The sequence below is a fragment of the Pseudoalteromonas sp. SR43-7 genome (assembly GCF_014163785.1).
Taxonomy (GTDB): domain Bacteria; phylum Pseudomonadota; class Gammaproteobacteria; order Enterobacterales; family Alteromonadaceae; genus Pseudoalteromonas; species Pseudoalteromonas distincta.
In genome coordinates this window covers 61,855-86,871 of the sequence record NZ_JACJDY010000014.1, presented here as the reverse complement: position 1 = coordinate 86,871, position 25,017 = coordinate 61,855, and the positions used below count along the sequence as shown (strand labels likewise).

The 25,017-nt window shown below is 39.7% G+C and carries 19 protein-coding genes; 11 read left to right on the top strand and 8 right to left on the bottom strand.

Annotation, left to right across the window (positions count from 1 at the left end; genetic code table 11):
• Positions 1 to 34: 34 nt before the first annotated feature.
• The 3 genes from H5087_RS12060 to H5087_RS12050 form a co-directional block, all read right to left on the bottom strand.
• On the bottom strand, positions 35 to 886 hold the full coding sequence (locus H5087_RS12060; RefSeq protein ID WP_182672194.1) for a universal stress protein: 852 nt from the start codon (positions 884 to 886) through the stop codon (positions 35 to 37).
• A 10-nt stretch (positions 887 to 896) separates the two neighbouring features.
• The gene (locus tag H5087_RS12055; protein ID WP_182672193.1) at positions 897 to 2,387 is read right to left on the bottom strand and encodes a SulP family inorganic anion transporter; all 1,491 of its coding nucleotides are present in this window, start codon (positions 2,385 to 2,387) and stop codon (positions 897 to 899) included.
• A gap of 271 nt (positions 2,388 to 2,658) precedes the next feature.
• Positions 2,659 to 3,387 carry an NrtR DNA-binding winged helix domain-containing protein gene (locus tag H5087_RS12050; RefSeq protein WP_182672192.1) on the bottom strand — a complete coding sequence of 243 codons (729 nt, stop codon included), beginning with the start codon at positions 3,385 to 3,387 and terminating at the stop codon, positions 2,659 to 2,661.
• Positions 3,388 to 3,751: 364 nt separating this feature from the next.
• Between H5087_RS12050 and H5087_RS12045 the strand changes: the two genes are divergently transcribed.
• The 9 genes from H5087_RS12045 to H5087_RS12005 all read left to right on the top strand — a co-directional run bounded on the left by H5087_RS12045 (position 3,752) and on the right by H5087_RS12005 (position 16,149).
• Complete coding sequence (locus H5087_RS12045) at positions 3,752 to 5,107, top strand: MFS transporter (protein ID WP_182672191.1); 1,356 nt, start codon at positions 3,752 to 3,754, stop codon at positions 5,105 to 5,107.
• A gap of 63 nt (positions 5,108 to 5,170) precedes the next feature.
• On the top strand, positions 5,171 to 6,238 hold the full coding sequence (locus tag H5087_RS12040) for a glycoside hydrolase family 43 protein (RefSeq protein WP_182672190.1): 1,068 nt from the start codon (positions 5,171 to 5,173) through the stop codon (positions 6,236 to 6,238).
• Positions 6,239 to 6,625: 387 nt separating this feature from the next.
• Positions 6,626 to 9,655: a TonB-dependent receptor gene (locus tag H5087_RS12035; protein ID WP_182672189.1), complete on the top strand. Its 3,030-nt coding sequence runs from the start codon at positions 6,626 to 6,628 to the stop codon at positions 9,653 to 9,655.
• Between the two features lie 177 nt (positions 9,656 to 9,832).
• Positions 9,833 to 10,576, top strand: coding sequence for a SapC family protein (locus H5087_RS12030; RefSeq protein ID WP_101163887.1), 744 nt, complete (start codon positions 9,833 to 9,835; stop codon positions 10,574 to 10,576).
• A gap of 10 nt (positions 10,577 to 10,586) precedes the next feature.
• A complete protein-coding gene (locus H5087_RS12025) occupies positions 10,587 to 11,597 on the top strand; it encodes a cupin-like domain-containing protein (protein WP_182672188.1) in 1,011 nt (336 codons plus the stop codon).
• A 22-nt stretch (positions 11,598 to 11,619) separates the two neighbouring features.
• Complete coding sequence (locus tag H5087_RS12020; protein WP_182672187.1) at positions 11,620 to 13,104, top strand: tryptophan halogenase family protein; 1,485 nt, start codon at positions 11,620 to 11,622, stop codon at positions 13,102 to 13,104.
• A 5-nt stretch (positions 13,105 to 13,109) separates the two neighbouring features.
• A complete protein-coding gene (locus tag H5087_RS12015; protein ID WP_182672186.1) occupies positions 13,110 to 13,820 on the top strand; it encodes a DUF6445 family protein in 711 nt (236 codons plus the stop codon).
• 7 nt (positions 13,821 to 13,827) lie between these two features.
• A complete protein-coding gene (locus H5087_RS12010; protein ID WP_182672185.1) occupies positions 13,828 to 14,649 on the top strand; it encodes a ThuA domain-containing protein in 822 nt (273 codons plus the stop codon).
• Between the two features lie 219 nt (positions 14,650 to 14,868).
• A complete protein-coding gene (locus H5087_RS12005; RefSeq protein WP_182672184.1) occupies positions 14,869 to 16,149 on the top strand; it encodes a glycosyl hydrolase family 8 in 1,281 nt (426 codons plus the stop codon).
• A gap of 123 nt (positions 16,150 to 16,272) precedes the next feature.
• Here the strand turns inward: H5087_RS12005 and H5087_RS12000 are convergent, their stop codons facing one another.
• Positions 16,273 to 17,247, bottom strand: a complete 975-nt coding sequence (locus H5087_RS12000; protein WP_182672183.1) for an SMP-30/gluconolactonase/LRE family protein — start codon at positions 17,245 to 17,247, stop codon at positions 16,273 to 16,275.
• A 115-nt stretch (positions 17,248 to 17,362) separates the two neighbouring features.
• On the opposite strand from H5087_RS12000, the gene H5087_RS11995 reads away from it, so the two are divergent.
• On the top strand, positions 17,363 to 18,496 hold the full coding sequence (locus H5087_RS11995) for an endo-1,4-beta-xylanase (protein WP_182672182.1): 1,134 nt from the start codon (positions 17,363 to 17,365) through the stop codon (positions 18,494 to 18,496).
• 92 nt (positions 18,497 to 18,588) lie between these two features.
• On the opposite strand, the gene H5087_RS11990 is transcribed toward H5087_RS11995, so the two are convergent.
• From H5087_RS11990 to H5087_RS11980, 3 genes are all read right to left on the bottom strand, one after another.
• On the bottom strand, positions 18,589 to 20,094 hold the full coding sequence (locus H5087_RS11990) for a hypothetical protein (protein WP_182672181.1): 1,506 nt from the start codon (positions 20,092 to 20,094) through the stop codon (positions 18,589 to 18,591).
• Between the two features lie 269 nt (positions 20,095 to 20,363).
• Positions 20,364 to 20,801: a cupin domain-containing protein gene (locus H5087_RS11985; RefSeq protein WP_182672180.1), complete on the bottom strand. Its 438-nt coding sequence runs from the start codon at positions 20,799 to 20,801 to the stop codon at positions 20,364 to 20,366.
• A gap of 14 nt (positions 20,802 to 20,815) precedes the next feature.
• Entirely contained in the window at positions 20,816 to 22,663 is a 1,848-nt protein-coding gene (locus tag H5087_RS11980; RefSeq protein ID WP_182672179.1) for a DUF5060 domain-containing protein, read from the bottom strand.
• A 156-nt stretch (positions 22,664 to 22,819) separates the two neighbouring features.
• Between H5087_RS11980 and H5087_RS11975 the strand changes: the two genes are divergently transcribed.
• Positions 22,820 to 23,959 (top strand): endo-1,4-beta-xylanase, encoded by a 1,140-nt coding sequence (locus H5087_RS11975; RefSeq protein ID WP_182672178.1) that lies wholly within the window; start codon positions 22,820 to 22,822, stop codon positions 23,957 to 23,959.
• 68 nt (positions 23,960 to 24,027) lie between these two features.
• Here the strand turns inward: H5087_RS11975 and H5087_RS11970 are convergent, their stop codons facing one another.
• Positions 24,028 to 25,005, bottom strand: coding sequence for an aldose epimerase family protein (locus H5087_RS11970; RefSeq protein WP_182672177.1), 978 nt, complete (start codon positions 25,003 to 25,005; stop codon positions 24,028 to 24,030).
• Between the last annotated feature and the right edge of the window lie 12 nt (positions 25,006 to 25,017).

Here is a 25,017-nt window from a genome sequence, read left to right as displayed (position 1 = left end):
TTGATACTGGTTTAAACTTATTTAAAATAGCTACTTACTTTAAAATAACCACAGGCACATCGCTGTTCTCGAGCATTTTAATGGTGTTACTGCCCACAAAAAACTGCCTTAGTTTAGAGTGCCCAAATGCACCCATTACAATTAGTTCTACATTATTTTGCTCTTTATATTGCATTAACGAGTCAAAAATATTGCCCTCTAAAAAGCTTGCCGACACTTCAAAGTCCATACTGATAAGCTTGTGCTGTGCGTTAACAAATTTTTCTTGAAGGTCTTTTTCGTTGTTTTTAATACTCACTAAATGACAATGCAAACCATGTAATAAGCCGCCATCAATCACTTGTTGTAGCGCTTTGTCGGCTGTTTCGCGGCCGTCGTACGCAATCATAAATGATTTAGGTTGTTTAAATGTTTCAGGAATAAGCAAAATAGGTTGTGTTGCATTGCGCACTAAGGTTTCTATATGTGAGCCCAGCACCGCAAAGCTATTACTATGTCCAGCACCATTTTGGCCAATAACAATAAGGCGTGTATCGTCTTTTAAGTCTATAACGGTATCGAGCAAATCACCGTGGCGCTTAATTAGTTCAAAATTAGTAACACCTGCCGATTTAGCATGCTCACTTACTGAATTTAATAATTCGTCAGCCATTTTTAAACTTACTTTGCAGCGTTGTTCGTCAAGCTTAGTCATTTCATCAAGAAGTGTTGACTGTGCACCAAGCCCAATACTACCAGAGTAGTCGCCGATATTAGTTTGCTGCGTTTTTTCAATTGTATGCACAAAGCTAATTGGTTTATTTAGCTTTTTTGAAGCCCAAATAGCAGCGTCGGTTACATTTCTTGTAATGGCTGAGCCATCTACATAGGTAATTATTTTAGTCATTGCATTCTCCTTAATGTCCGCCAAGTAGTTTTTCGACTTCTTCAGGGTTGTTATGCACACCAAATTTATCAATTACAGTTTCGGTTGCGCTATTCATACCAATAATATTAACTGTTGCGCCTTCGCGTCTAAATTTAATAACCACCTTGTCGAGTGACGATACACCGGTTATATCCCAAAAATGTGCATGGGTTAAATCAATGACCACGTTAGAAACCGCATTTTTAAAATTGAACGATGCAATAAATTGCTCAGCTGAGGCAAAAAACACTTGGCCAACGACTTCATAGGTTATTTTATCGTTGCTTTCATCATGGTTAGCTTTAACCACCATGAAGCGACCAATTTTATTAGCAAAAAACAGCGTAGCTAACAACACGCCTACTAAAACGCCAATGGCTAGATTATGCGTGGCAACAACCACAATAACGGTGGAAATCATCACAACATTTGATGAAAGCGGGTTCTTTTTTAAATCCTTAACAGATGTCCACGAAAACGTACCAATCGATACCATAATCATTACCGCAACTAATGCTGCCATAGGAATTAAACGCAGCCATTCATCTAAAAACACCACCATGATGATTAAAAATAAACCTGCAATAAAGGTAGAAAGCCTGCCGCGACCGCCCGATTTAACATTAATAATTGATTGCCCAATCATAGCGCAACCCGCCATACCACCAAATAAGCCTGCGCCAATATTAGCAATACCTTGGCCCTTACATTCTTTATTACGATCGCTCGTTGTATCAGTTAAGTCATCAACAATAGTGGCGGTCATCATTGACTCAAGTAAGCCCACAACAGCAAGACCAATTGAATACGGTAATACAATTTGCAGTGTTTCGAGTGTTAGCGGTACATCGGGCCATAAAAATATAGGTAGAGTGTCTGGCAGTTCGCCCATGTCGCCAACGGTTCTTATATCAAGACCCAAAAATATTGAAATCAGTGTAATAACAACAATACACACTAAAGGAGAGGGAAGTATTTTGCCAATAGTTGGAATATATGGGAATAAGTAAATAATACCTAAGCCCGCTGCGGTCATCGCATAAACATGCCAAGTAACATTAGTCAGCTCAGGTAACTGCGCCATAAATATTAAAATCGCCAGCGCGTTTACAAACCCTGTTACAACAGAGCGCGATACAAAGCGCATTAATTCACCGAGCTTTAAAAAGCCTGCAAATATTTGTAGTACACCAGTGAGTAAGGTAGCAACCAGTAAGTACTCCAGACCATGATCTTTAACCAGCGTTACCATTAACAGTGCCATTGCACCGGTGGCCGCCGATATCATACCTGGACGTCCGCCTACAAAGGCAATAATAACCGCAATACAAAATGAGGCGTATAAACCTACTTTTGGATCAACACCGGCAATAATAGAAAAGGCAATAGCTTCAGGTATTAGGGCAAGCGCCACAACAATACCAGCAAGCACATCACCACGAACATTAGAGAGCCAATCTCTTTTTACGTGATCAAACATGTAATAAACCTAATTAGTTAGTTTCCCAAAGTATAGGGGAATATTTTATTTAAATAACAGTGATTCTCGCGCAGGCGGCGATTAAGGTTGCACGTAACGTGCTGATGAAAAAGGGGAGTGGTTGCCTAGGGCGGCGTAAGTTTCAAGAAAAAAGCTCCTTTTGATTAGTTTATATTAATAATGCGGACGAATTATAAGCATCACATATATATTAGCAATATGTTATTTGGCCTTAAAGACCAAACATTAATTTAATTATGCATTTGCTTATTTAAAACTCAAATGTAAAACCAAACTCTCTTAGTTTTTCGTATACGTTTATATCAAAACGGTACAAAGTAGCAGCTCGGTGAGCTACGTTGGTTTGTTTTTCTTTGCAGTTTATTAGCAAGTTCATTTTTTGGAACTTACGTCTAAAGTTAGGTTTATCGAGTGATTTATTTAAAATTGACTCGTAAATTCCTTGTAGCTCAAGCAATGTAAACTTTTCAGGGAGCAGGCTAAAACCAATCGGCTCGTGCCTTACTTTATAGCGTAAGTAATCTAAGCCACTTTTTAAAATGTCGGCGTGGTCAAATATTAAAGGGGGAACGTTATTTACATCAAACCATTCACATTCTAAAGCATTGTCGCCGCTCACAAGATTGGTTTCTTCAAAGCGTACGAGCGAATAGTAAACAATGGTTATAATACGTCTAGCAGGGTAGCGGTCAACGTTACCAAACGCGCCTAACTGATCTAAATAAAGGTTTTCAACACCGGTCGTACTTTTAACAACACGTAAAGCTGCAAGGTCTAAGTTTTCATCTTTACGAACCCAATGACCAATTAAACCCCATTGGCTTGTTGCAAGGCCTCGATTATATTTAACCAGCAACACCTTTAACTTACCTTCATGAATAGCAAATACAATATTATCTACGGTTAGATTACTAATGCAGTCATCAGGAATCGATTCTTCGTCGATGTTGTTAGAAATGTTTGATGTTTTATAGTGCATAAATTACTCAGCCAAAGCTATACGAAGATATTGTTATAAAGACTATTAAGGGTATATAAAAGGTGGGTAAAGCGCAAATAAAAAGCTTTTATAATTCCTATTTAAAACAATCACATCTATTTAATTAATCACTTTATACACTGTACCTGTTTTTACGCGTTAACGCCGATATTCGGCTTTGGTTTGGTATTGGTTCTTTATTGAACGAATAATACCTTTGTATGTTAGTAAATTTAGCGCTTAATTAGCGCCATGTATTAAATAAATTACTGGCTGATTAAAAATGTAACATAAATGTTTACATGCGCTAAAAATGCATATAGTATTTTTGACTATATCGATTTGCATTGAAAATTGAGCACACATGAACAACACAAAACACACACTCACAATTAAAGAAAAAATAGGGTACGGCCTTGGTGATACAGCCAGTAATATTGTATTTCAAATGGTCGCTAACTTTATGTTGATATTTTATACCGATGTTTACGGTTTATCTGCAGCCGCTGCGGGTACCTTATTATTAGCGGTTCGTTTATTTGATGGTATTACCGACCCTATAATGGGCAGCATTGCCGATAGAACGCGCAGCCGTTGGGGCTCTTACCGCCCATATATATTATTTTTAGCCGTGCCTTACGGTGTGTTTGCTTGCTTAGCATTTATAACCCCAGATTTTGATTCTACGGGCAAGCTTATATATGCCTACTTTACTTACGGGCTATTAATGACGTGTTATACCGCTATTAATATACCTTATGGCGCACTTGGCGCAGTAATGACAAACGACCCTAAAGAGCGTGCATCGCTTCAGTCATACCGATTTGCAATGGCAATGTCAGCTCTGCTTGTAATTGTATGGGCACTGCCAAAGCTGGTTGCTTTTTTTGGCGACGGCGACGATGTAGTAGGTTACCCGCTAGCAATGGTGTTTTTAGGCGGACTTGCTGCGGCTTGTTTTTTACTATGTTTTAAAATGACTAAAGAAACCAAACAAGTTAAACCCGCGCAAACTAAAAAGAATGCCTTTCTTGAGTTTTTAAGCTTATTTAAAAACGATCAATGGGTTGTTATAGCCGTTATAAGCCTAGCAACATTAATCTTAATTGGCGTTAGAGCCTCTGTAGCACCGCATTATATTAAGTACTACGTAGGAGAAGCCTCACTTACTTCTAATTTTTTAACACTCTCAGCAATTGGCTCAGTACTAGGCGCTGTGTCTACTAACTTTTTAACCAAATTTATTGAAAAGAAAACACTTTTTATCGCCGCGTTAGTGGTGGTGATTGTTTCTCATAGCATGTTCTACGTACTTGAGAGCGACGCCATAGTTACCATTTTTATCGTCTACTTTATTGCTAACTTTGCCCACATGATAATTACCCCAATTATGTTTTCAATGGTGGCAGATACGGTTGACTACGGCGCCTTAAAAATTGGTCGCAGATTAACCGCTGTTACGTTTTCGGGCCATTTATTAGCAATAAAACTAGGCTTTGCAATCGGCGGTGCTATTGCAGGGTGGATATTATCAGGCTATGCATACGTGCCTAATCAAGAACAATCAGAACACACGTTATCAGGCATTTTACTCGCCTTTGCCGGCATTCCAGTAATTTGTACCGTGGCATGCTTAATTTTTATAACACGTTACAAACTTACCGAGCCTGAAGTAAAGCGCATTCAAACGCAGCTGGCTGATAACAAAACCATAAACTAATTTAGCAGCCCACTTTGCGCCTTTTTAAAAGCGCAAAGTGGGCAGGCAATACTAGGAGTAAAAATGCAAAATACAGCGCAAGCAGCACCCCCATCTAATGGGTTAAGTGACGCTGAACTTAAACAGTTAAAAGACTTACAACGAGCCAACTCGTTAATACAAAATCATAATGTATTAGTTGATCACATGTATACCGCCGATCCGTCTGCGCATGTGTTTAACGGCAAAGTGTATATTTATCCATCGCACGACATTGAATCAAAAAATGAAATTAATGATAACGGCGACCACTTTGCAATGCGCGACTACCATGTTTTTTCGCTTGACGAAAGATCAGGCAAAGCCATAGACCATGGCGTAGCACTTTGTGTAGACGACGTAAAATGGGCAAGCAAGCAAATGTGGGCACCCGATGCAGCGCATAAGCTTGATCAGTACTACCTTTATTTTCCGGCGCGTGATCAGCAAGGTATTTTTAGAATTGGCGTTGCAAAAAGTGACAGTCCAACAGGTCCATTTAAAGCCGAAGACGATTACATTCAAGGGACATTTAGTATTGACCCTGCTGTATTTGAAGATGACGACTCAAGCCATTATTTATATTTTGGCGGTTTGTGGGGCGGCCAATTACAAAATTGGCAAACTAGCGAATTTAATGAACAAAGCACGTACCCCAAAAATGGTGAACCTGCAATTCCTGCGCGCGTTGCAAAATTATCGCAAGATATGATCAGCCTAAGCGAAGACGTAAAAGAGGTTGTTGTACTAGATGAAAGCGGCTCACCAATTACAGTATGCGATAACAACCGCCGCTTTTTTGAAGGCCCTTGGGTACACAAACACAACGGTGTTTATTACTTTTCGTATTCAACGGGCGATACACACAAAATTGTATACGCTACGGGCGATAACCCTTACGGACCATTTACTTACCAGGGTGTTATTTTAAACCCTGTACTTGGTTGGACCACGCATCACTCAATTGTTAAGCACAATGGCGACTGGTTTTTATTTTATCACGACAGTACGTTGTCGGGCGGGCAAACCCATTTACGCAGTATGAAAATGGCTAAGCTCGAACACGACTCAAACGGAAAAATTCAAACAATAAGCCCATATGAACACGCTTAACAAAAATAGTTATAAACAATGCAAATTATCTGCGTAAGCAAAGCTTAAGCTTTTATTTGCACAAAAAAGATATAGTCAATGTGACCATTATTTTATTTTGTTAATGGTCTAAATAAGAGGAAGCTGAGGACATATGACAAAATGAAAATATTTTAAAGCAAAAAATTAGCACAAAGAATTAACATAAACATCCTGTTACTTAATGGTTTTTAGTTGAGTAGCACATGTTTAAAACTGGTTGTGGTCTTTGTAAAACGTTTAAAACATACACACACAATAATTACTTATTGACCGTAAAATGAAACAAATAGTTTACAATTATGTTTCGAGTAATTCTTAAAGTCTTGCAGTACGTCAATAATAATTAAATAAGAAAAAGGCATCATGATGTTTAAGAAAAAGATAATTTCAACAGCCATACTCGCTGCAATGGGTACCGTTACGCTTCCTCACCAAAGCTACGCTGCAGAAACCATTGTTGACGAAGATGTAGAAATAATACAAGTAACAGGCATTAGAGGTTCATTGCAGCGCTCTATGGATGTTAAACGCGACTCTTCTGGTATTGTCGATGCTATTTCTGCTGAGGATATGGGGAAATTTCCTGATACTAATCTTGCTGAATCGCTACAACGTATTACCGGCGTATCAATTGATAGAGCGGGCGGTGAAGGTAGCCGCGTAACAGTACGTGGATTTGGACCTGCTAATAACTTAATTACAATTAATGGCCGCCAACTTCCAAATACAACAGGTGACCGTACATTTGATTTTGCAAATGTGGCATCTGAAAGCGTATCGGGCGTGCAAGTTTATAAAACATCAGACGCAAGTGTTACCTCAGGTGGCATTGGCGCAACTATAAACTTAACAACAAACAGGCCTTTAAATAGCCCAGGTATAAAAGCATCGTTTGGCGTAAAAGCTGTAGACGATCAATCAACCGACGAGGGTAGCATTACACCAGAGGTGAGTGGTTTATATTCGCAAACATTTGGTGACGATAAATTTGGTATATCTATTTCAGGTAGCTACCAAGACCGTGAAAGCGGTATGCAACAGTTTATTCAAGATCAAGGCTACAGAGCATCTGATTACACAAATACAGGGTGGGGCGGTGTACCTTCAGGCGCAGAGGGCGGAGCAAACAGACCTACATCAGGTATTTATTCAAACCCGCAACAACCACGTTATGTGTTTGAAGAACGCCAACGTGAACGTGTAAATGGCCAGCTAGTTTTTCAATATCAACCTGTTGAAAACATTACAGCAACCCTTGACTACACTACGTTTAGAACAACCGTTGAAGAGCAGCACACTGATGCGTCAGTTTGGTTTAACTACGCAGGCGATAGAAGTGAATCTGTTTGGGCGGGCGAGCCTAACGCGTATCCACTTATTTACTCAGAAATTTATGACATTCAAAGTGATGCCGATTACCGCGATACGTCGCTTACGGTGGGTTCTTGGGGTCGCGAAGAAAAAACAGATTCATTAGGCTTTAACCTAGAATGGGCAGTATCGGATCAGCTTAACCTAGAATTTGATCACCACAGTTCAAAAGCATCAATGAAAGCAACTGATCCACGCCACGGTACACGTAATAATATTCAGTTACCGTCGTACACACGTTCGCGCTCAGGGCTTGATTTAACCGGTGATTTACCAGGTATTGCTATTGGTAATATTGAAAATTTCACGCCAGAAACCATGCGTTTATCGGGTAGCTGGTTTGCAAACGACAAATACGATTCAGAAATCGTTCAAACGCAAATTTCGGGCGACTACTACATTGACGACAACCTAAGCATTGATTTTGGTGTTGCGGTTAATAAAGTAAATAACCATTATCGTCATACGCAAGTACAGCGCCCAGATTGGGGTGGTGTTGGTGTTGAGGGCGACTTCGCTGATATCGATTGGCGCCAAGATACTATTTTAGATAAGTTTCAAGCTAAAGCGGGTAATTTTGAAGGCACTGCAACACAAGGCGAATATGATTTATTTAATACAATCTTTTTTGCCGACTTTGACACGATTGTAAATGCAGCAGAGTACGCAGATCCTATTGCTAACGTAGATAACCTTTACGGTGATTGTAAAGCAGCCGACGGCGCAGCGGCAGGACCAAACGGCGAAGGACAATTTTGTGCCTCAACCAACTGGGATGCAGCAACAAACCGCTTTACTGAAGAAAAAACGCAGTCTGCTTTTGCACAAGTAAATTACAAAGGTGAATTGAGTGGCATGTTCTTCGACCTGCAAATTGGCTTACGCTACGAAAAAACAGATGTATTCTCTAAAGCAACTGCACCCGGTTACAGCCGCGTAGAGTGGAACGAAGATACAGCTACATCAGTAACCGGTGTTACCGGTATTGAAACGCTAAGCCAGTCGGCAGATTACAGCCAGTTCCTGCCAAATATTAACTTTAATATTGAAGTTGTTGAAGATGTAATGATTCGCGCAGCAGCGAGCAAAACTATTTCAAGAGCAGGTTATGGCCAACTACAAGGCGGTACAACTATTAATACCGGCGGTAGCTTAAGTGGTTATTCGGGTGGCTCTGGTAACCCAGGACTTAAACCGCTTGAATCAATTAACTACGACTTATCAAGTGAATGGTATTACGGCGAAGGTAGCTATATTTCGTTTGGTTACTTTAAAAAAGACGTAACAAATTGGATCACTACAGGTACTATCGACTCAAGTATATTTAACTTATATGACCCATTAAATGGTGAAAAATTTAGGGCTGCTACAGCGGCACTTGGCGCTAATGCATCTAACGAAGATATCAGAACCTATATATTTGAAAACTTTGCTGATGATCCAAATGTACAACCTAAATTTGATGAAGATGGCGAATTAGACGGCGGCACAATTGTTGGTGACCCAGACTCAGATGATCCAATTAACTTTAGAATAAACGTGCCTGTAAATGGCGACCAAGAATACACCATTGATGGTTTTGAATTTAATATTCAGCACTTATTTGGTGAGTCAGGCTTTGGCGGTATTTTTAACTACACCATGGTTGACTCAGGCCTTGAATACGACAACGACTCATTAGAGGATACAGAAGCACTTGTAGGGTTAAGTGATACTGCAAACGTGGTGTTCTTTTACGATAAAGAAGGCTTACAAGCACGTATTGCGTATAACTGGCGCGACTCGTTTTTAAATGAGCGTCGTGTAAATGGCGATTTAACCGCACCAATTTACACCGATGAGTATTACCAAATAGACTTTAACGTAAGTTACGAAGTACTCGCAGTAGAGGGACTTACTGTATTTATTGAAGGTATAAACATTACCGACGAGTACGTAACATCGTACGGGCGTAAGCAACAGTTGATTTATAACATCACTCAAACAGGCTCTCGTTACGGTTTAGGTGTTCGTTATAATTTTTAATAAATTACCCTTGTAGCAACCTTATAAAAGCCGCATTTTGCGGCTTTTTTATTTGCCTAAATTAACCTAGCAATAATAATACCCAGCTGTTATAGTCAATGTGAATTTAACTTATTTGTTACATTTTATTTGTAGCAGTAGGTAAAGGCACACAACAACAATTGGAGCACACAATCCATGGCCAATCATGCATTATTAAATAATGTTGAGCATCAGCATTTAAAAATAAACCCTGCACGCAGCACACACCTAGGTGACGGGGTTTGGTACAGCGAAACATTTGTGAGCGAATTTAGAGTCGCTCAAGCACATTACCCAATATTTTTTACCAAAGACGATACAACAAATACATTTTCGCCGGTGTGTTTGTACGGCATAAATAAAGACGAAAACTTATTTTTAGTAAACCAGCAATGGCAAGCACACTATATTCCACTAAGTATGCAGCGACTGCCTTTTGCTATAGCGACTCAAAATACAATGCAAAACGGTGTGGCAACGCAAGAGCGCATGTTAAGTATTGATTTAGACTCGCCAAAAGTGTCAACAAAGCAGGGTATTAACTTATTTTTAGAACACGGCGGGAATAGCGATTACCTCGAAAACATCATAAACGTGCTCGACAACCTGCATCATGGGTTAGAACAAAACCAGCCCTTTATTAAAACCTTAATTAAACATGGTTTGCTTGAATCAGTATCGCTAGAGCTTGATTTAGTAAACGGGCTTAAACATAACTTACTCGGTTTTTATACCATAAACGAAGACTCGCTTAACCAGCTAAGTAGCGATGCAATTGCAGAGCTGCATTCACAAGGGTATTTAGCGTGTATATACATGATCATTGCATCGCAAGTACATGTGCGTGATTTAGTGGCGCTTAAAAACGAGCAACTTATGCTACAAAAGCACGCTGTGTAAGTACTTAGCTATGGAAAATTTAGCAAATAAAATTCAAACGCTTAATGGCTTAACTCCCAGCACGTTGCCCAAAGAGCTTTTAAACTCGTCTGTGCCTATTGTACTAAAAGGGTTTGTGAGCGATTGGCCCCTCGTTATTGCTGCTAAAAAGTCAGACAGTGCAGCGATTGATTATTTAGCGCCGTTTTACGAAGGTTTTTTAGTTAATACTTGCACAATACCCGCCAGTCAAAGCGGGGTTGTAGGGTATAACCCCGATATGAGCGGTTTTAATTTTACTAATCAGCAAGCGGCATTTATTAATGCGCTTGAGCAAATAGCGCAAAGTGCAAATAATCCACAAGCCGACACTTTATACATTGGCTCTACTAGCATTGCACAGTGCTTACCTGGTTTGGTTAATCACTGCCACGTTAACGCATTAAACGAAGGCTGTTTATTTAATGTATGGGCAGGCGGAAAGGTTACCGTACCAGCACATTACGACGTAGCGCAAAATTTAGCATGTTGTGTTGCAGGTAAAAGGCGTTTTACTTTATTTGCCCCCGATCAAATAGATAATTTATACATAGGTCCGCTTGATAAAGCACCCGGTGGTCAGCCAATAAGCTTAACCACCACAACTGCGCCCAACTTCACGCAATACCCTAAATTTGAGCAGGCAATAAAAGCGGCAATTACCGTTGATCTTGAAGCAGGCGATGCCCTTATATTACCCAGCATGTGGTGGCACCAAGTAGAGGGGCTTGGCAGTTTAAATATACTGTTTAATTATTGGTTTAAAAATACGCCTGCGGTTTATGGTCAGCCGACTAATGCGTTGCACCTTGCTATTTTAAACATACGTAATTTACCAAAGCATGAGCGCGCAGCATGGCAACGTTTGTTTAATTACTATGTATTTGCTGATAACGAATTTACCCACATACCAGAGACCGCACAGGCTATTTTAACAAAGCCAATGAATGAGCTAACAGCGCGTAAATTAAGAGCCGAATTACAAAATAAATTAAGACGCTAAGCGTACTTGTAAGGTTTGAATTATGAATCAAAATGCAATTAAAAAAATAGTAATAGCAGGTGGCGGTACCGCCGGTTGGATGTGCAGCGCTGCAATGGCAAAGCTACTAGGTAAAAATATTGAAATATGCTTGGTTGAATCCGATTTAATACCTACCGTAGGGGTCGGGGAGTCAACTATTCCTACGCTGCATATATTTCATGATTTACTAAAAATTAGCGAATCAGAATTTATGGCAGCCACTAATGCCACGTTTAAATTAGGCATATCGTTTGAGGGCTGGAAACAAAACCAGCAAAGCTACTTTCACTCATTTGGTTATGTGGGGCAAGGTTGTTGGGCTGCAGGTTTTCAGCACTTTTGGCTAAAAGGTATGCAACAAGGTGTAGCTGCCGATATTGGTGATTATTGCACAGAGCACGTAGCAAGTCGCTTGGGTAAATTTGCCGTAGTGCCGAATCAAGACCGTAACCATGCTTATCAGTTAGATGCCGGTTTGTACGCTAAGTTTTTACGAAATTTTGCACAGCAAAACGGCGCTAAACGTATAGAAGGCATGATAAGCAAAGTTAATTTAGAGCCCACCAATGGCTTTATAAAATCGCTTACTTTAGGTGACGGGCAAATTATTGAGGGTGATTTATTTATAGATTGCACCGGCTTTAAAGGTTTATTAATAGAGCAAGCGCTACACACCGGATACGAAGATTGGAGCCATTGGCTCCCGTGCGACAGCGCAGTAGCAGTACAAACCGAATTAGTAAGCCCAATAGTGCCATATACGCGTGCAATGGCACATAAATGTGGTTGGCAGTGGCAAATACCGCTGCAAAGCCGCCGTGGTAATGGCTTAGTGTTTTGTAGTAAATACATGAGCGATGATGAGGCCAAAACAGCGCTACTAAATAACGTAGAAGGCAAACCGATTAATGAGCCGCGCGTTATTAAATACCGCACTGGTACACGGCGTAAACATTGGAACAAAAACTGTGTTGCTATTGGCTTAGCAAGCGGTTTTATTGAGCCGCTGGAATCAACCAGTATTCATTTAATTCAGCAAAGCATTATAAGATTAATGCAAAACATGCCAACCAAAGCAATCGAGTCGTGCTATCAAGATGACTTTAATAACAAAATGCGCTTTGAGGCCGAAAACATTCGCGACTTTATTGTGCTGCATTACCATGTGACGCAGCGCACCGACAGCGACTTTTGGCGTTACTGTAAAAACATGCCAATTCCAGAGTCGCTTGCCAAACGCATTGAGCTATTTAAGCAAAGTGGGCATGTTTATAAAGCAGAGCAAGAGTTATTTGGTGAAGCCTCGTGGTTACAAGTGATGTTAGGGCAAGGGCTAGTGCCGCAAAATTATCACCCCATTGTAGACAGCATGAGCGATGATGAGTTAAAGCGATTTTTAGAATCAATAAAAAATCATGTTGCTAAAAAAGCAGATAGCTTACCGAGTCACATTGATTTCATTAATCATTATTGCAAGGCTAACTAAGCACTATGCTAACACTTGGCAATAATTTACAGCCGCAGTATGAGTTGATAGGGCAAGAGCAAACGCCAATTATTATAATTGACGACTACCTGAGTGTGCCGCAAAAACTTATAAACTTAGCTAAAAGTGCTGAGAACAACAGTGGCGAGTTTAAGCCTGACGAACTCACTCAATACCCTGGTTTACGCATGCCGCTGCCAAAGCAGTGTGTGATTGATTACCTAAAGCCGCTTATACAGGGGTTTTATAACGTATTTAATATTGGGCAAACACTTACCCCATATCCAAAAGATAATACCTTATCGTTAATTACTAAAACGCAGCAGCAGCTATCACCAATACAAACCTTGCCAAACTTTGATACCAACGATCCTAACTTAATTGCCATTATTCATTACCTTGGCGAAGGCGAGCACGGCGGCACTGGATTTTTTAGGCATAAAAAAACAGGGTTTGAAACAATCAGCTCAAAGCGCAAAAACACGTATTTAACATATGCTCAGCAATACCTTGAATTAGATAATGCAAAGCCTAGTTACTGCACCACGCAGCACAGTGAGTTTGAGTGCTATAAGCACATAGAATATAAGCCTAATAGGCTTATTGTGTTTCCTGGGTATTTGCTGCACACCAGTTTACTTAACACCTCTACCGATATTTCGTCGTGTCCACAAACAGGGCGGCTAACGGCTAATATGTTTGTTCATTTTAAATAGGAATACTATGTCTTTTTCTTTATCTAGATTCGCATATAAGGGTTGGCTATTAAGCTTTGTTGTATTGGCACTGAGTATGGCAACAGTGCAAAAAAGTAATGCTACAGGGTTTGATACCCTCCCTAAAAAGCAATTTAATGTGCTGCTATTTACAAAAACCGCAGGGTGGCACCATAAGTCGCAAACCGAAGGCGTTAAAGCACTAGAAGGCTTAGCCGATAAGCACTTTTTTAACTTAATTTGGCACGAAGAAAGCCATTATTTTAACGACGATTACTTAAAAAATGTTGATGTAGTGGTATTTTTATCAACCACAGGCGATATTTTAAACCCAAAAGAGCAAGCCGCGCTTGAGCGATTTGTAAAAGCAGGTAAAGGCTTTGTTGGTATTCATAGCGCATCAGATACCGAATACGACTGGGCGTGGTATCAAAAGCTGGTGGGGCGCACCTTTAACATTCATCCTGTTATTCAAACTGGCGTACTAAGTAAAGTACCTAATACTCGCTTTATTGGCTTAAACCATATGCCGCAGGAAATGCTTTGGACAGACGAGTGGTACGAATTTGGGCCTGAGCTAACTAAGTTAAACTACTTACTCACAGTTGATGAGCAAAGTTACAATCCAACTGCCGATTGGGGTAATAACAAAACAGGCTCAGGTATGGGGGCGTTTCATCCTATTTCGTGGTATCACAATTACGATGGCGGACGCTCGTTTTATACAGCCCTTGGACATACTAATGCTGTGTATAAAAGTGAGTTTTTAACAGAGCATATTTATGGCGGAATTTATTGGGCTGCAACGGGTAAAGGGTTAAAAAAGTAGCAATTAATAAATAACCAATAAATACGCTTTTAACACTATTTATGTCGATTTAGGCTGCTTTTTTAAGCGGCCTTTTATATTTTAAACACTTCTTAAACACCTCACATATCTCACTTAGTTTATAAAATAAACAAATAGTTTTGAGAACTCCTTGATCAAATGGTCAAAAAGACTATATTAAATTTGCACGCTGATATAATTCAAATAAAGAGGATAAACATGAAAATATTTTTTAAAATAACAACTTTATTGTTAATACTAATAAGCTATCAATCACTTGCTGCATTTAATAATAACCCATCGAGTGTAGGCGCCGACAGTTCAGGAGCATACCGTAACCTCGCACAAGAAATGGGTAAAACAAATATACAGCAAAAAGTGAATAGTACTTTTGACAATATGTTTGGCTATAACAACACACAACAACTTTACTACCCGTACAGCGAAAACGGTGTTTATAAAGCACACTACATAAAAGCAATTAACCCAGACGAAGGCGACGATATAAGAACAGAAGGGCAATCGTGGGGAATGACCGCCGCTGTCATGCTTAATAAACAAGAAGAATTTGATAACCTATGGCGCTTTGCAAAAGCGTATCAAAAAAATCCAGACAATCACCCTGATGTAAAAAAACAAGGCGTTTACGCGTGGAAACTAAAGCTTAATCAAAACGGCTTTGTTTATAAAGTGGATGAGGGCCCCGCTCCCGATGGTGAAGAGTACTTTGCGTTTGCACTACTTAATGCCTCTGCTCGTTGGGGGAATTCTGGTGAGTTTAACTACTACAACGATGCCATTACCATGTTAAACACAATTAAAAATAAGCTGATGGAAAACCAAATAATCCGCTTTTCACCTTACATTGATAACCTAACAGACCCTTCTTATCACATACCTGCGTTTTATGACTACTTTTCAAATAACGTAACTAACCAAGCAGACAAAACTTACTGGCGACAAGTAGCCACAAAAAGTAGAACCTTACTTAAAAACCACTTTACAAAAGTAAGTGGTAGCCCGCATTGGAACTTACCTACATTTTTATCGCGCTTAGATGGCAGCCCTGTTCTTGGCTACATTTTTAACGACCAAGCAAACCCAGGTCAATGGTATGAATTTGATGCATGGCGCGTAATTATGAATGTGGGTTTAGACGCGCATTTAATGGGTGCTCAAGCGTGGCATAAAAGCGCAGTAAATAAAGCACTGGGCTTTTTAAGTTATGCAAAAACTAACAACAGTAATAACTGTTACGAGCAAGTGTATTCGTACGGTGGAGCGCAAAACAAAGGCTGTGCAGGCGAAGGTCAAAAAGCCGCGAATGCAGTAGCGTTACTTGCTTCAACAAACGCTGGGCAAGCAAATGAATTTTTTAACGAATTTTGGTCTTTATCGCAACCAACGGGTGACTACCGTTACTATAATGGTTCGTTATATATGTTAGCTATGCTGCATGTATCGGGTAATTTTAAGTTTTATAACAACACGTTTAATTAAAATAACGCTACCTAAGTAGAAAAAACTTAGATAATAAAAAACCGGTGTAACTAAGTTACACCGGTTTTTGTGCTTAACGAGTGAGCTTAACTTTCTCTTTAATACGTTGCTTAACTAATTTAGCTAATTAGCCAAACCCGCTACTTTTACATCAAGCGTAAACAAGCCCTTAGCGGTGGTTATTAATAACGTTTTGCGATTTTTACCACCAAACGCAAGGTTAGTTACATTAGGGCCAAGTTCAATTTTATCGATAAGTGAGCCGTGTGGCGTGTAAATATTAATAACGCCTTTTTTGTGACTGCTTACGTAAATATTGCCAGCAGAGTCTACTTTTATACCATCGGGTGAGGTTACTTTAATAAAGTCTTCGCGCGGTAAAATATCACCGTTTTCATCAATAGTGTATTTGCTGACGCGGTTACTAAAGTCGCCAATATAAAGGGTACGTTGATCGGGCGAGAGCGCAACACCATTGGGCATTTCAAGAGTAGCGTCAATTAAACTAAGTACGCCTGTATTGCTTAACTTATACACACCGGTATAAGACATTTGCTGAGTGCGTTCGCCTAGTTGCCAATTAGGATCGGTAAAAAATATATCGCCATTTTTATGCATAGTCATATCGTTTGGCGAGCTAAAGCTTAACCCATCAAACTTATTGACTATTACGGTATTGGTCTTACTTTTTATATTAATTTTAGAAAGCGACTGCGTACTATGGTTAAGCGTATAGAGGCTCTGCTCTTTGGCATACAAGCCGTTTGTACCACTGTGTTTTAAATAAGTGGTGAGGGTATTGGGCAATTGCAATTTATAAATGGTGGAGTCGGGGCCTAGTGCTTGCAGGCTTGCAAAGTTCATTTCTGAAAAATAAAACGCATTGTCATGGCTTGACCACGTTGGGCCTTCTAAAAACAAAAAATCGTCACTAACAAGTGTGGGTATTACGCCCTTTATTAGCGGTGATTGCTCATTGCTTTGGCTGTTTACAGCGTTTAACAAAGCTGGGTTTTGAAGTTGTTGTGCCAGCGCTGCTTTATTAAAACAGAGCATTAATACAACTAAGCTTAGCGTTTTTTTGTGTGTTTTTAGCATGGACGTTTACTCAGGTTTGTTTAATTTATAATTAATGGTCACTTTGACTATATCATTTATTTTTTTCGTTGTATGATATTTATCAAAAATAATAACGATTCAACGGAGCACACACATGCATAAAAAACACACACTCAGCCTGCTTTTACTTGCAGGATCATTAAGCGTAAACGCTGCACAAGACCAAGGCCTTAAAAATACCTTTGCAGACTCATTTAAAATGGGGGTTGCTGTAAATCAAGATATAGTGACAGGCAAAAACGCAGCCGCGCAGTCAATTATTGCTAAGCAATTTAATACAGTCACCCTAGAAAACGCCATGAAAGCAGAAGTAATTTACCCACAGCAAGGTAAGGTCGATTTTAGTGGTGCAGATGCGTTTATAGATTTTGCCAAGCAAAATAATATGTTTACCGTAGCCCACACCTTAGTGTGGCATAACCAAACGCCCGACTGGTTTTTTACATATAGCAAAAATGAGCCAAATACCCCAGCACAGCAGCTTGAGCAAATGCGCAAACACATAGAGCTTGTAGCAGGGCGCTATAAAAACAAAGTAGATGCTTGGGATGTAGTTAACGAAGTGATTGCTGATGACGGCTCTTATCGCCCAACTGTGTGGGTTAACCGCGTAGGCGATGGCGATACTATGGTAAAAGCCGCATTTAAATACGCCCAGCAGTATTCACCTAATACCGAGCTTTACTACAATGACTTTAATGCATGGCGACCAGAAAAAAGAGACGGCATTATACGTATGATCAAAATGCTGCAAAAAGAAGGTATTCGAATCGATGGCATTGGCATACAAGCGCATTGGGGGCTTAACTTTCCTAAAATGCAATATATTGAACAAGCCATTGACGCCTACGCCGCGCTGGGTATAAAAGTGATGATCACTGAGCTTGATATAGACGTGCTGCCTTTAACAAAAGAAGGGCAGATTACCGGCACCGATATGATGAAACCGCAGTTTCAGCTAGAAGAGTTTGAAACCTACCTCGACCCTTATAAAAATGGCTTGCCGAGCTATGTAGAGGCGCAACTAAACGCCCGTTATAAAGCCTTGTTTGAACTGTTTTACGCAAAACGCGACAAGATAGACCGCGTAACCTTTTGGGGATTACACGATGGTATGTCGTGGAAAAACGACTACCCAATCCCAAACAGAACAAACTACCCATTACTATGGGATCGTAATTTAAACCCTAAGCCAGTTATTAAAACCATTGCTGAAGTAGTTCAGTAAATCGCATTGTGTAGTCAAAGCCGAGTATTTAAAAATACTCGGCTTTTTTGTTTTTGGGAATTAATCCGTTATTTGGAATATGAAGCTTGAATTTAAATCTTGCTGTTTAAAGGGTGGTTAGTAAAGTGATCGTGAAAAGTTTTAATAAGAGCTTTATTCCCAGAGCTATTTATTTCACTAGAAACATTTTTAAAGTCTCGGTATACGATTTGATATTTTTTGGTGTTATCTTGAGCTTTATTGAGTTTCTCAATTGCTTCGTCTGAAAATAGACTTGAAGTCCAGAACTCAAAGATCATTTTTTTATCTTTCCAATCTGTATGGGAAAGGGCATAAGCTCTAAATATAGGAACTTGTTCTGCAAGCCAATACTTAACTTCTGAAGCAGCTACGGGTCTATTAAACCCATAACCTTTTGCTTCTATGAACCTTATCTCTTGTTGATTTGAGCATATAATGTCAGCTTCTTTTACACCTTCCTTAGTCTGACAAAGTCGATTCAATTCAATGGCGTTAAAAAACTTAGAACGCATGGCTTCAGCAATAACATATTCAAATAATGCGCCTCTTAATCTACTTGCTGCACCTTCAATTTTTCCTAAAGAATCAAATATAGTATCAATTTTTTTAGGATCCAAAGTCTGTACAGCAACCTCAGAAAGAATATCCATGAGTTCTTTTATGCCTGTGGCTGTGTCATTATCAAATATTGTATTTGTAGTGGCAGGGGAAATTCCTAAAGACTTTAATCTATTAAATGCGGCTTCGCTGAAAGAATTGGCAAAAAAGAAACAGAGCTGCTTTCCTACATTCTTTAAGCTTTTGAGTGCGTTTAACTTTTGTAAAAATGGGCGTATACCGATTTCACTTACCTCTCGGGTAAGTAAAATATCACATATTACGAAGCCTGGATTTGGTTTACTTGCATTAGGTGAAAAGCTAACAAGTGGACTTAAATATGAGGGACCAGCTAAATCCCAGGCAGTAGTACTTACTGTAGGGTTTTTATCCATATTGCGGATAGCTACCTGGTTATATGAAATAAACCCAAGCTTTCGCATCCAGCTTTTAATTCCGCGAAGTAAAAGTTCTTCTACAAAAAGCCTAGCTTTCATCACTGGGATCAATGTTTCTATGTGGTTTGTATGGAGTCCAATGTATATACATGTCCCAATCCCTTCAACATGGATTTCTTTAACAAGATTAGCGGATTTAAGATTACTGAGAACGGTATCTGCCGATAAGTGTTTTTTTTGCTTAATTGGAGAGCCACACGCTATTTCAAAATGTTTTTTAGGCATAACGCCACCACGTTCATTTAATGAAGTGATTGCGAAACCGTAAGCTGAATTAGTTGCTAGCAGTGCTGATTCTAATCTACTCCAATAAATACCCATTCCAGCTTGTTGCTTTAAAAATAGAAATTTCGCGCGCCTTGGAAAGGATAGCTCTAGACGCATGATGTTTTGGCTGGCTCTTGAAACACGTTGCCTTGCGGTTTGTGGCGACAATTTATGCTCATTAACTAAGTATTCTGCTATTTCAGAACTTAGCGAGGGACCATGTTTATTAAGATAGCTTTGGATTACATTACTCATTGTCACACTGCGCTATATATACAAGTTAAAATATTCTAGCAATAAAAGAAGAGTGTCTCCACTCCTCCCTCTAAATTTAAAGGGCTCAAGCGCAGTTGTAAATTTAAATATTATAAAAATGTCACAGTGATAATATTTAGAGTGTTTTAGAAGTTATAAAACTTGTAATTAAAGTAGCTAAATAATAGATTTTGACTTTATACATCGGTTCTAAATAGAAGCTCTTAATAGCCTCTTTGAATAATTTAAAGAGGCTTAATATAATTTTCCTATTTTATTTTATACCTCACTACCACAAACTTAAGCGGCACATCGCCGTTGTTATAAATGCCGTGTACGTCATTAGGGGCTGCAAATAAAATATCTCCAGTATGCGCTGGCTGACTTTTGCCATTAAGCGTCCACGTGCCAGAACCTTCAAGAATCATTAGGTATTCTTCATCAGGATGCTGGTGGGCAGGGTGTATTTCGTTATTAGGTTTAATAACCGCAACGCCCGTAATAGCGCCTTTGGTGAGTGGTGTATCGCCATAAAAGTAAGTATGAAAATCGCCGCCTTCGTAATGAGTAATGTGAGCGTCTTTTTGACTAACAATAGCTGATGTAAGTTGTGTGGGTTTATCTGCTGCGTTTACAGGCAATGCAATGGTGGCTGCGGTTGTAAGTAATACGCCGGTTACACAATGTTTAACTGTTAAATGATTCATGGTTGTTATCCTTATTATTTAGCGCTTAGGTTAATTAAATAAACCCAGTCGTTATTAGGTGTGTTGGGTGGTGTTGCCAGTTGTGTACTCGTTGCGGTATTTACACAAAAGCGTTTGCCGTTTATGTAGTTGTTAGTTCGTGGATTAAACCAGTCGAGTGTATAGCAGGCGTTTGGTAATGTGACCTGAGCTTGGCTTGTGTTACTAAAATAAAATAAGTAAAACGCTGAGTTATCACTTAACGCCCAGCCTGTTTTTGTAAGCTCTGGGGTGGGTGTAAGCTTTGTAAAAGGCACGTATTTTTGAAAAAACGCAACAGCGTTGGTCATCGCTAAATAGTAATTTTTGTAAGGCGTTAAATCTTGTTCAACAAGGTCGCCGCCACCGCCTAAATAAAACTCAATACCTGCGCCACCTGCCATAAATGTGGCCCACACGTTACTTTTACGCCACGTATCTACATTGTTTGCATACTCATAAATATAGGCTTCGTCCATGGTGATCACCCACGGGTGAGGATTGTTTTGAGTAAGCTGGCGGTACTTTAAAACATCGCTATAAGTAGTGTTTGTTTTAAGTTCACCTTGTAAGCTTGCGCCTGTGTAGGCGGGGTAACCCAAAATATTGTCGTTTGGTTTATCGTAAATGTGGTAGTCGAGCGACGGGCCATTGTGTACAACAATATGCTCAGGATAGTAGGTGAGTGATTGGAAGTAATCGGCAAATTGCTTTCTTTGTTTTGTGGTATTAGCTTTTTGTTGTTTATCGTCGCCGCTTGGATCTTGCCAGCCGTTTTCTTCGCCTATATTCCACGTGGTTGCTAAATGATAGCCAAAGCGGGCAAATAACTCGCGATAGTAAATTTTACGACTAACAGCAAAGTCGTTTTTAAGCTGGCTTTCGTTCCATTCAAACAGTGATTCGTTTTCGGTTTCGCTCATTACAAAGTGAGTCATTATGCCTTTTTGCTGCATGTGGCTAAATACAATATCCCACTGAGCTAATTTAGATACATCGTAGCGTGTGGTTTGGGTTTTGCTAAGCCATGGCCAAACTTGGTCGCCATCGCCGTAGGCGTTCATGGTTAAAAAGTAATACGCGTTAATGTTAAGCGACGCTAAATAATTTATTAGCCCAATAATGCCTTTAGAGGATTGATGAGTACTGTTATCAGTCTCTGTATTGGTTGTTTGCCATGTAGGGTCGCTATTTTGCCAATGCTTTATATGCGCTTGGTAGTTACGCTTTGTGGGAGTGGCATCAAACCCTGAAAAGCCAAGCAGCACTTCGGGGCTGTTAGCACCGGCTTTTAAAAAGTACTCTTTTGAGCCATTAAACTGCAAATAAGGTTTATTAACGTATTCAAGCTTACCTTTGCTTTTAAAGTCTTTACTGCTGGATGACTTAGTGGCGGCGGTAACATTAAACTCGCCTGTTTGTTTATCAAAAAATCCGGCTGGTTGCTCATTTGTAACAGTATTTAATGGCACGCTTGCGATATTACGGCCTTTAACAAATGAGAGTGTATAGCGCCATTTGCCAAGCTCGTTGGGCGAAAACAAAACCTGCCATTTGTTGCCTGCTGTTGCATGTGTTTGAGCAGTGTTTGCATCGGCTGCATAATATCCAGGTACTGTATATTGCTTATTAGTGGGGCTGGTAAATGTGGCGTCTAAGCGGTAATCGGTAAAAGGGTTAGGCGTGGCAAGCTCGCTGGTGTGCGGGCCTTCAAGGGTTAAGCTTAATTTATGCCAAATAGGCACGTGAGTGCTGGTTTGATCTGCTCGAATTAGGGCGCTGAATATAAATGAGGCGAAAAATGCGCTAATTAACAGAAGCCGTTTTATTGTTATTTTTTTCATGTGTATCCTTGCTAATTTTGTTGCTAGTAAAGTGTGTGATTAAGGAATATGTACTGTGTTATTTTTGTTCAGTCTATTTTAATAAAACGTTGTTGTCAAAAAGACTATATGGTGTTAAGTTTACGTTGCACACTAAAAACACACAACAGGTACATCATGCATAAAAATAAACTTACAATTGCTATTTTATTAGGAATGTCGAGCCTTGCACTTGGCTGTAATAGCTCAGCAGAGCAAAGCAAACCAACATTAAAAGCGCCGGAGCAATTAACGCTTAAAGCGCAATTTAAAGAGCACTTTAAAATTGGCACAGCGATTAGCCGCGACCAAATATTAGGGGCTTTGCCTGAAGATTTAAATGTGGCTAAAACGCAATTTAATACCTTTACGCCAGAGAACTCAATGAAGTGGGAGCGTATACACCCAGAGCTTGAAACCTACGATTTTGAAGCCGCTGATGCGTTAGTTCAGTACGCACAAGAGAACAACCAAGAATTAGTTGGGCACACATTAGTGTGGCATTCGCAAACGCCTGACTGGGTTTTTGAAGACGAACAAGGCGAGCCGCTAACCCGCGATGCATTACTTAAGCGTATGCAAAACCATATTAATGCAGTTGCAGGGCGCTATAAAAACCGTATTTTTGCATGGGACGTGGTAAACGAAGCACTTAACGAAGACGGCACACTGCGTGAATCTAAATGGAGCACCATTATTGGTGACGACTTTATAGAATATGCGTTTAAATACGCTAAGCAGGCAGCGCCTAATGCCAAGTTATATTACAACGACTATAACTTGTTTAAGTCAGAAAAAAGAGCTGGTGCAATTGCGCTTATTAAAAACTTGCAAAATAAAGGTATTCAAATTGATGGAATTGGTATGCAAGCGCATTATTCCCTTGATAACCCAGAGCTTTCGTTAATGGAAGACTCTATTGTGGCATACGCTGCCACAGGTATTGATGTGATGATAACCGAGCTTGATATTTCGGTATTGCCATTCCCTGAAGGTGAAGAACAAGGGGCTGATATTTCGTTAGATATTGCGCTGCAAGAGCGATTTAACCCATACCCGAATGGTTTGCCTAGTGAAGTAAACACCCAGTTAGGCGAGCGCTATAAAGCCGTGTTCGACATACTTAAAAAACATGACGACAAAGTAAGCCGCGTTACTTTTTGGGGCATAAGCGATGCACGCACTTGGCGCAACGATTGGCCAATGCAAGGGCGCACCGATTACCCATTATTAATTGACCGTGAGCTAAAACTTAAAAGCTTTGTAAGCGATTTATAATCGCACTAAACATTTAACCTCCCGCAAAGGATCGCTTAATAGCGATCCTTTTTTGGTTTATAAAATAGCTATTTTTTATTGGTTTTAGTTAAGCAGTAACTAATATGCGTTTGCAAAGGCACTTGAGGGGTTAAATAGCTAAATGGGAAGTGTGGGTTATTAGGGCTGTCAGGGCAAAATTGCGGCTCTAGGCAAATACCGTCAAATTGGTTAAACGGGCTTTTTAAATGCTGCCCTGTATATACCTGAATAGCAGGGTAGTTAGAAAGCACACTCAGCATTACTTTTTCATCGGCGCTAGTAAGCTCTGCGTGTTGCTTATTGGCTTGCAGATTAAGTACTTGCTCGGTAACAAAGTTATGATCGAGTTTATCGGTTTTATTAAGCACCCGCGCGTTTGTGTAGTCAAAAGTGGTATTTGCTACAGGGGCTATTAAACCTGTGGGAATGGCGTTTGTATCTACGGGGGTATAATGCGCGGCGGCCAGTTTTAATGTATGCCCTTGTGCGCTGTTAGTAATGCCATTTAAATTAAAATATGGGTGTGCTGTTGGCCCTGCAATGGTTTTTTTATTACTGGTAATCGTAAATTTAATATCAAGATTACTTTGGTTTTTACTGTTAGTGGTAAAGGTATACAGCACGTTAAATATAGTTTTACCGGGGTAGCCGTTGTAACCATCAGGCAGGGTAATACTTAAACTTAATGCATTTTTTTGATGATAATCGAGCTGCCAAAATAAGTCGCTTAATGCTTTTTGGCCGCCGTGAAGTTGGTTTACGCCTTCGTTTTTATTAAGTACATAGGTTTTATCATCAATGTTTATTTGGGCGTTATTTAGCCTGTTTGCATAAGGGCCGGCTACAGCGCCTAAGTAAAACGTGTCGTTTAAATAGTCATTAATATTAGAATAGCCAAGTATAATATTTCGTTTTTTATTATCAACATGGGTAATCCAGCTGGTAAGCCGGGCACCGTAGTTAATAATAGAAATAGTGTCGTTTGCTTCATTACTTAGTGTGTATTGAACAATTGAAGTTGTCATGTTGGTTACTCT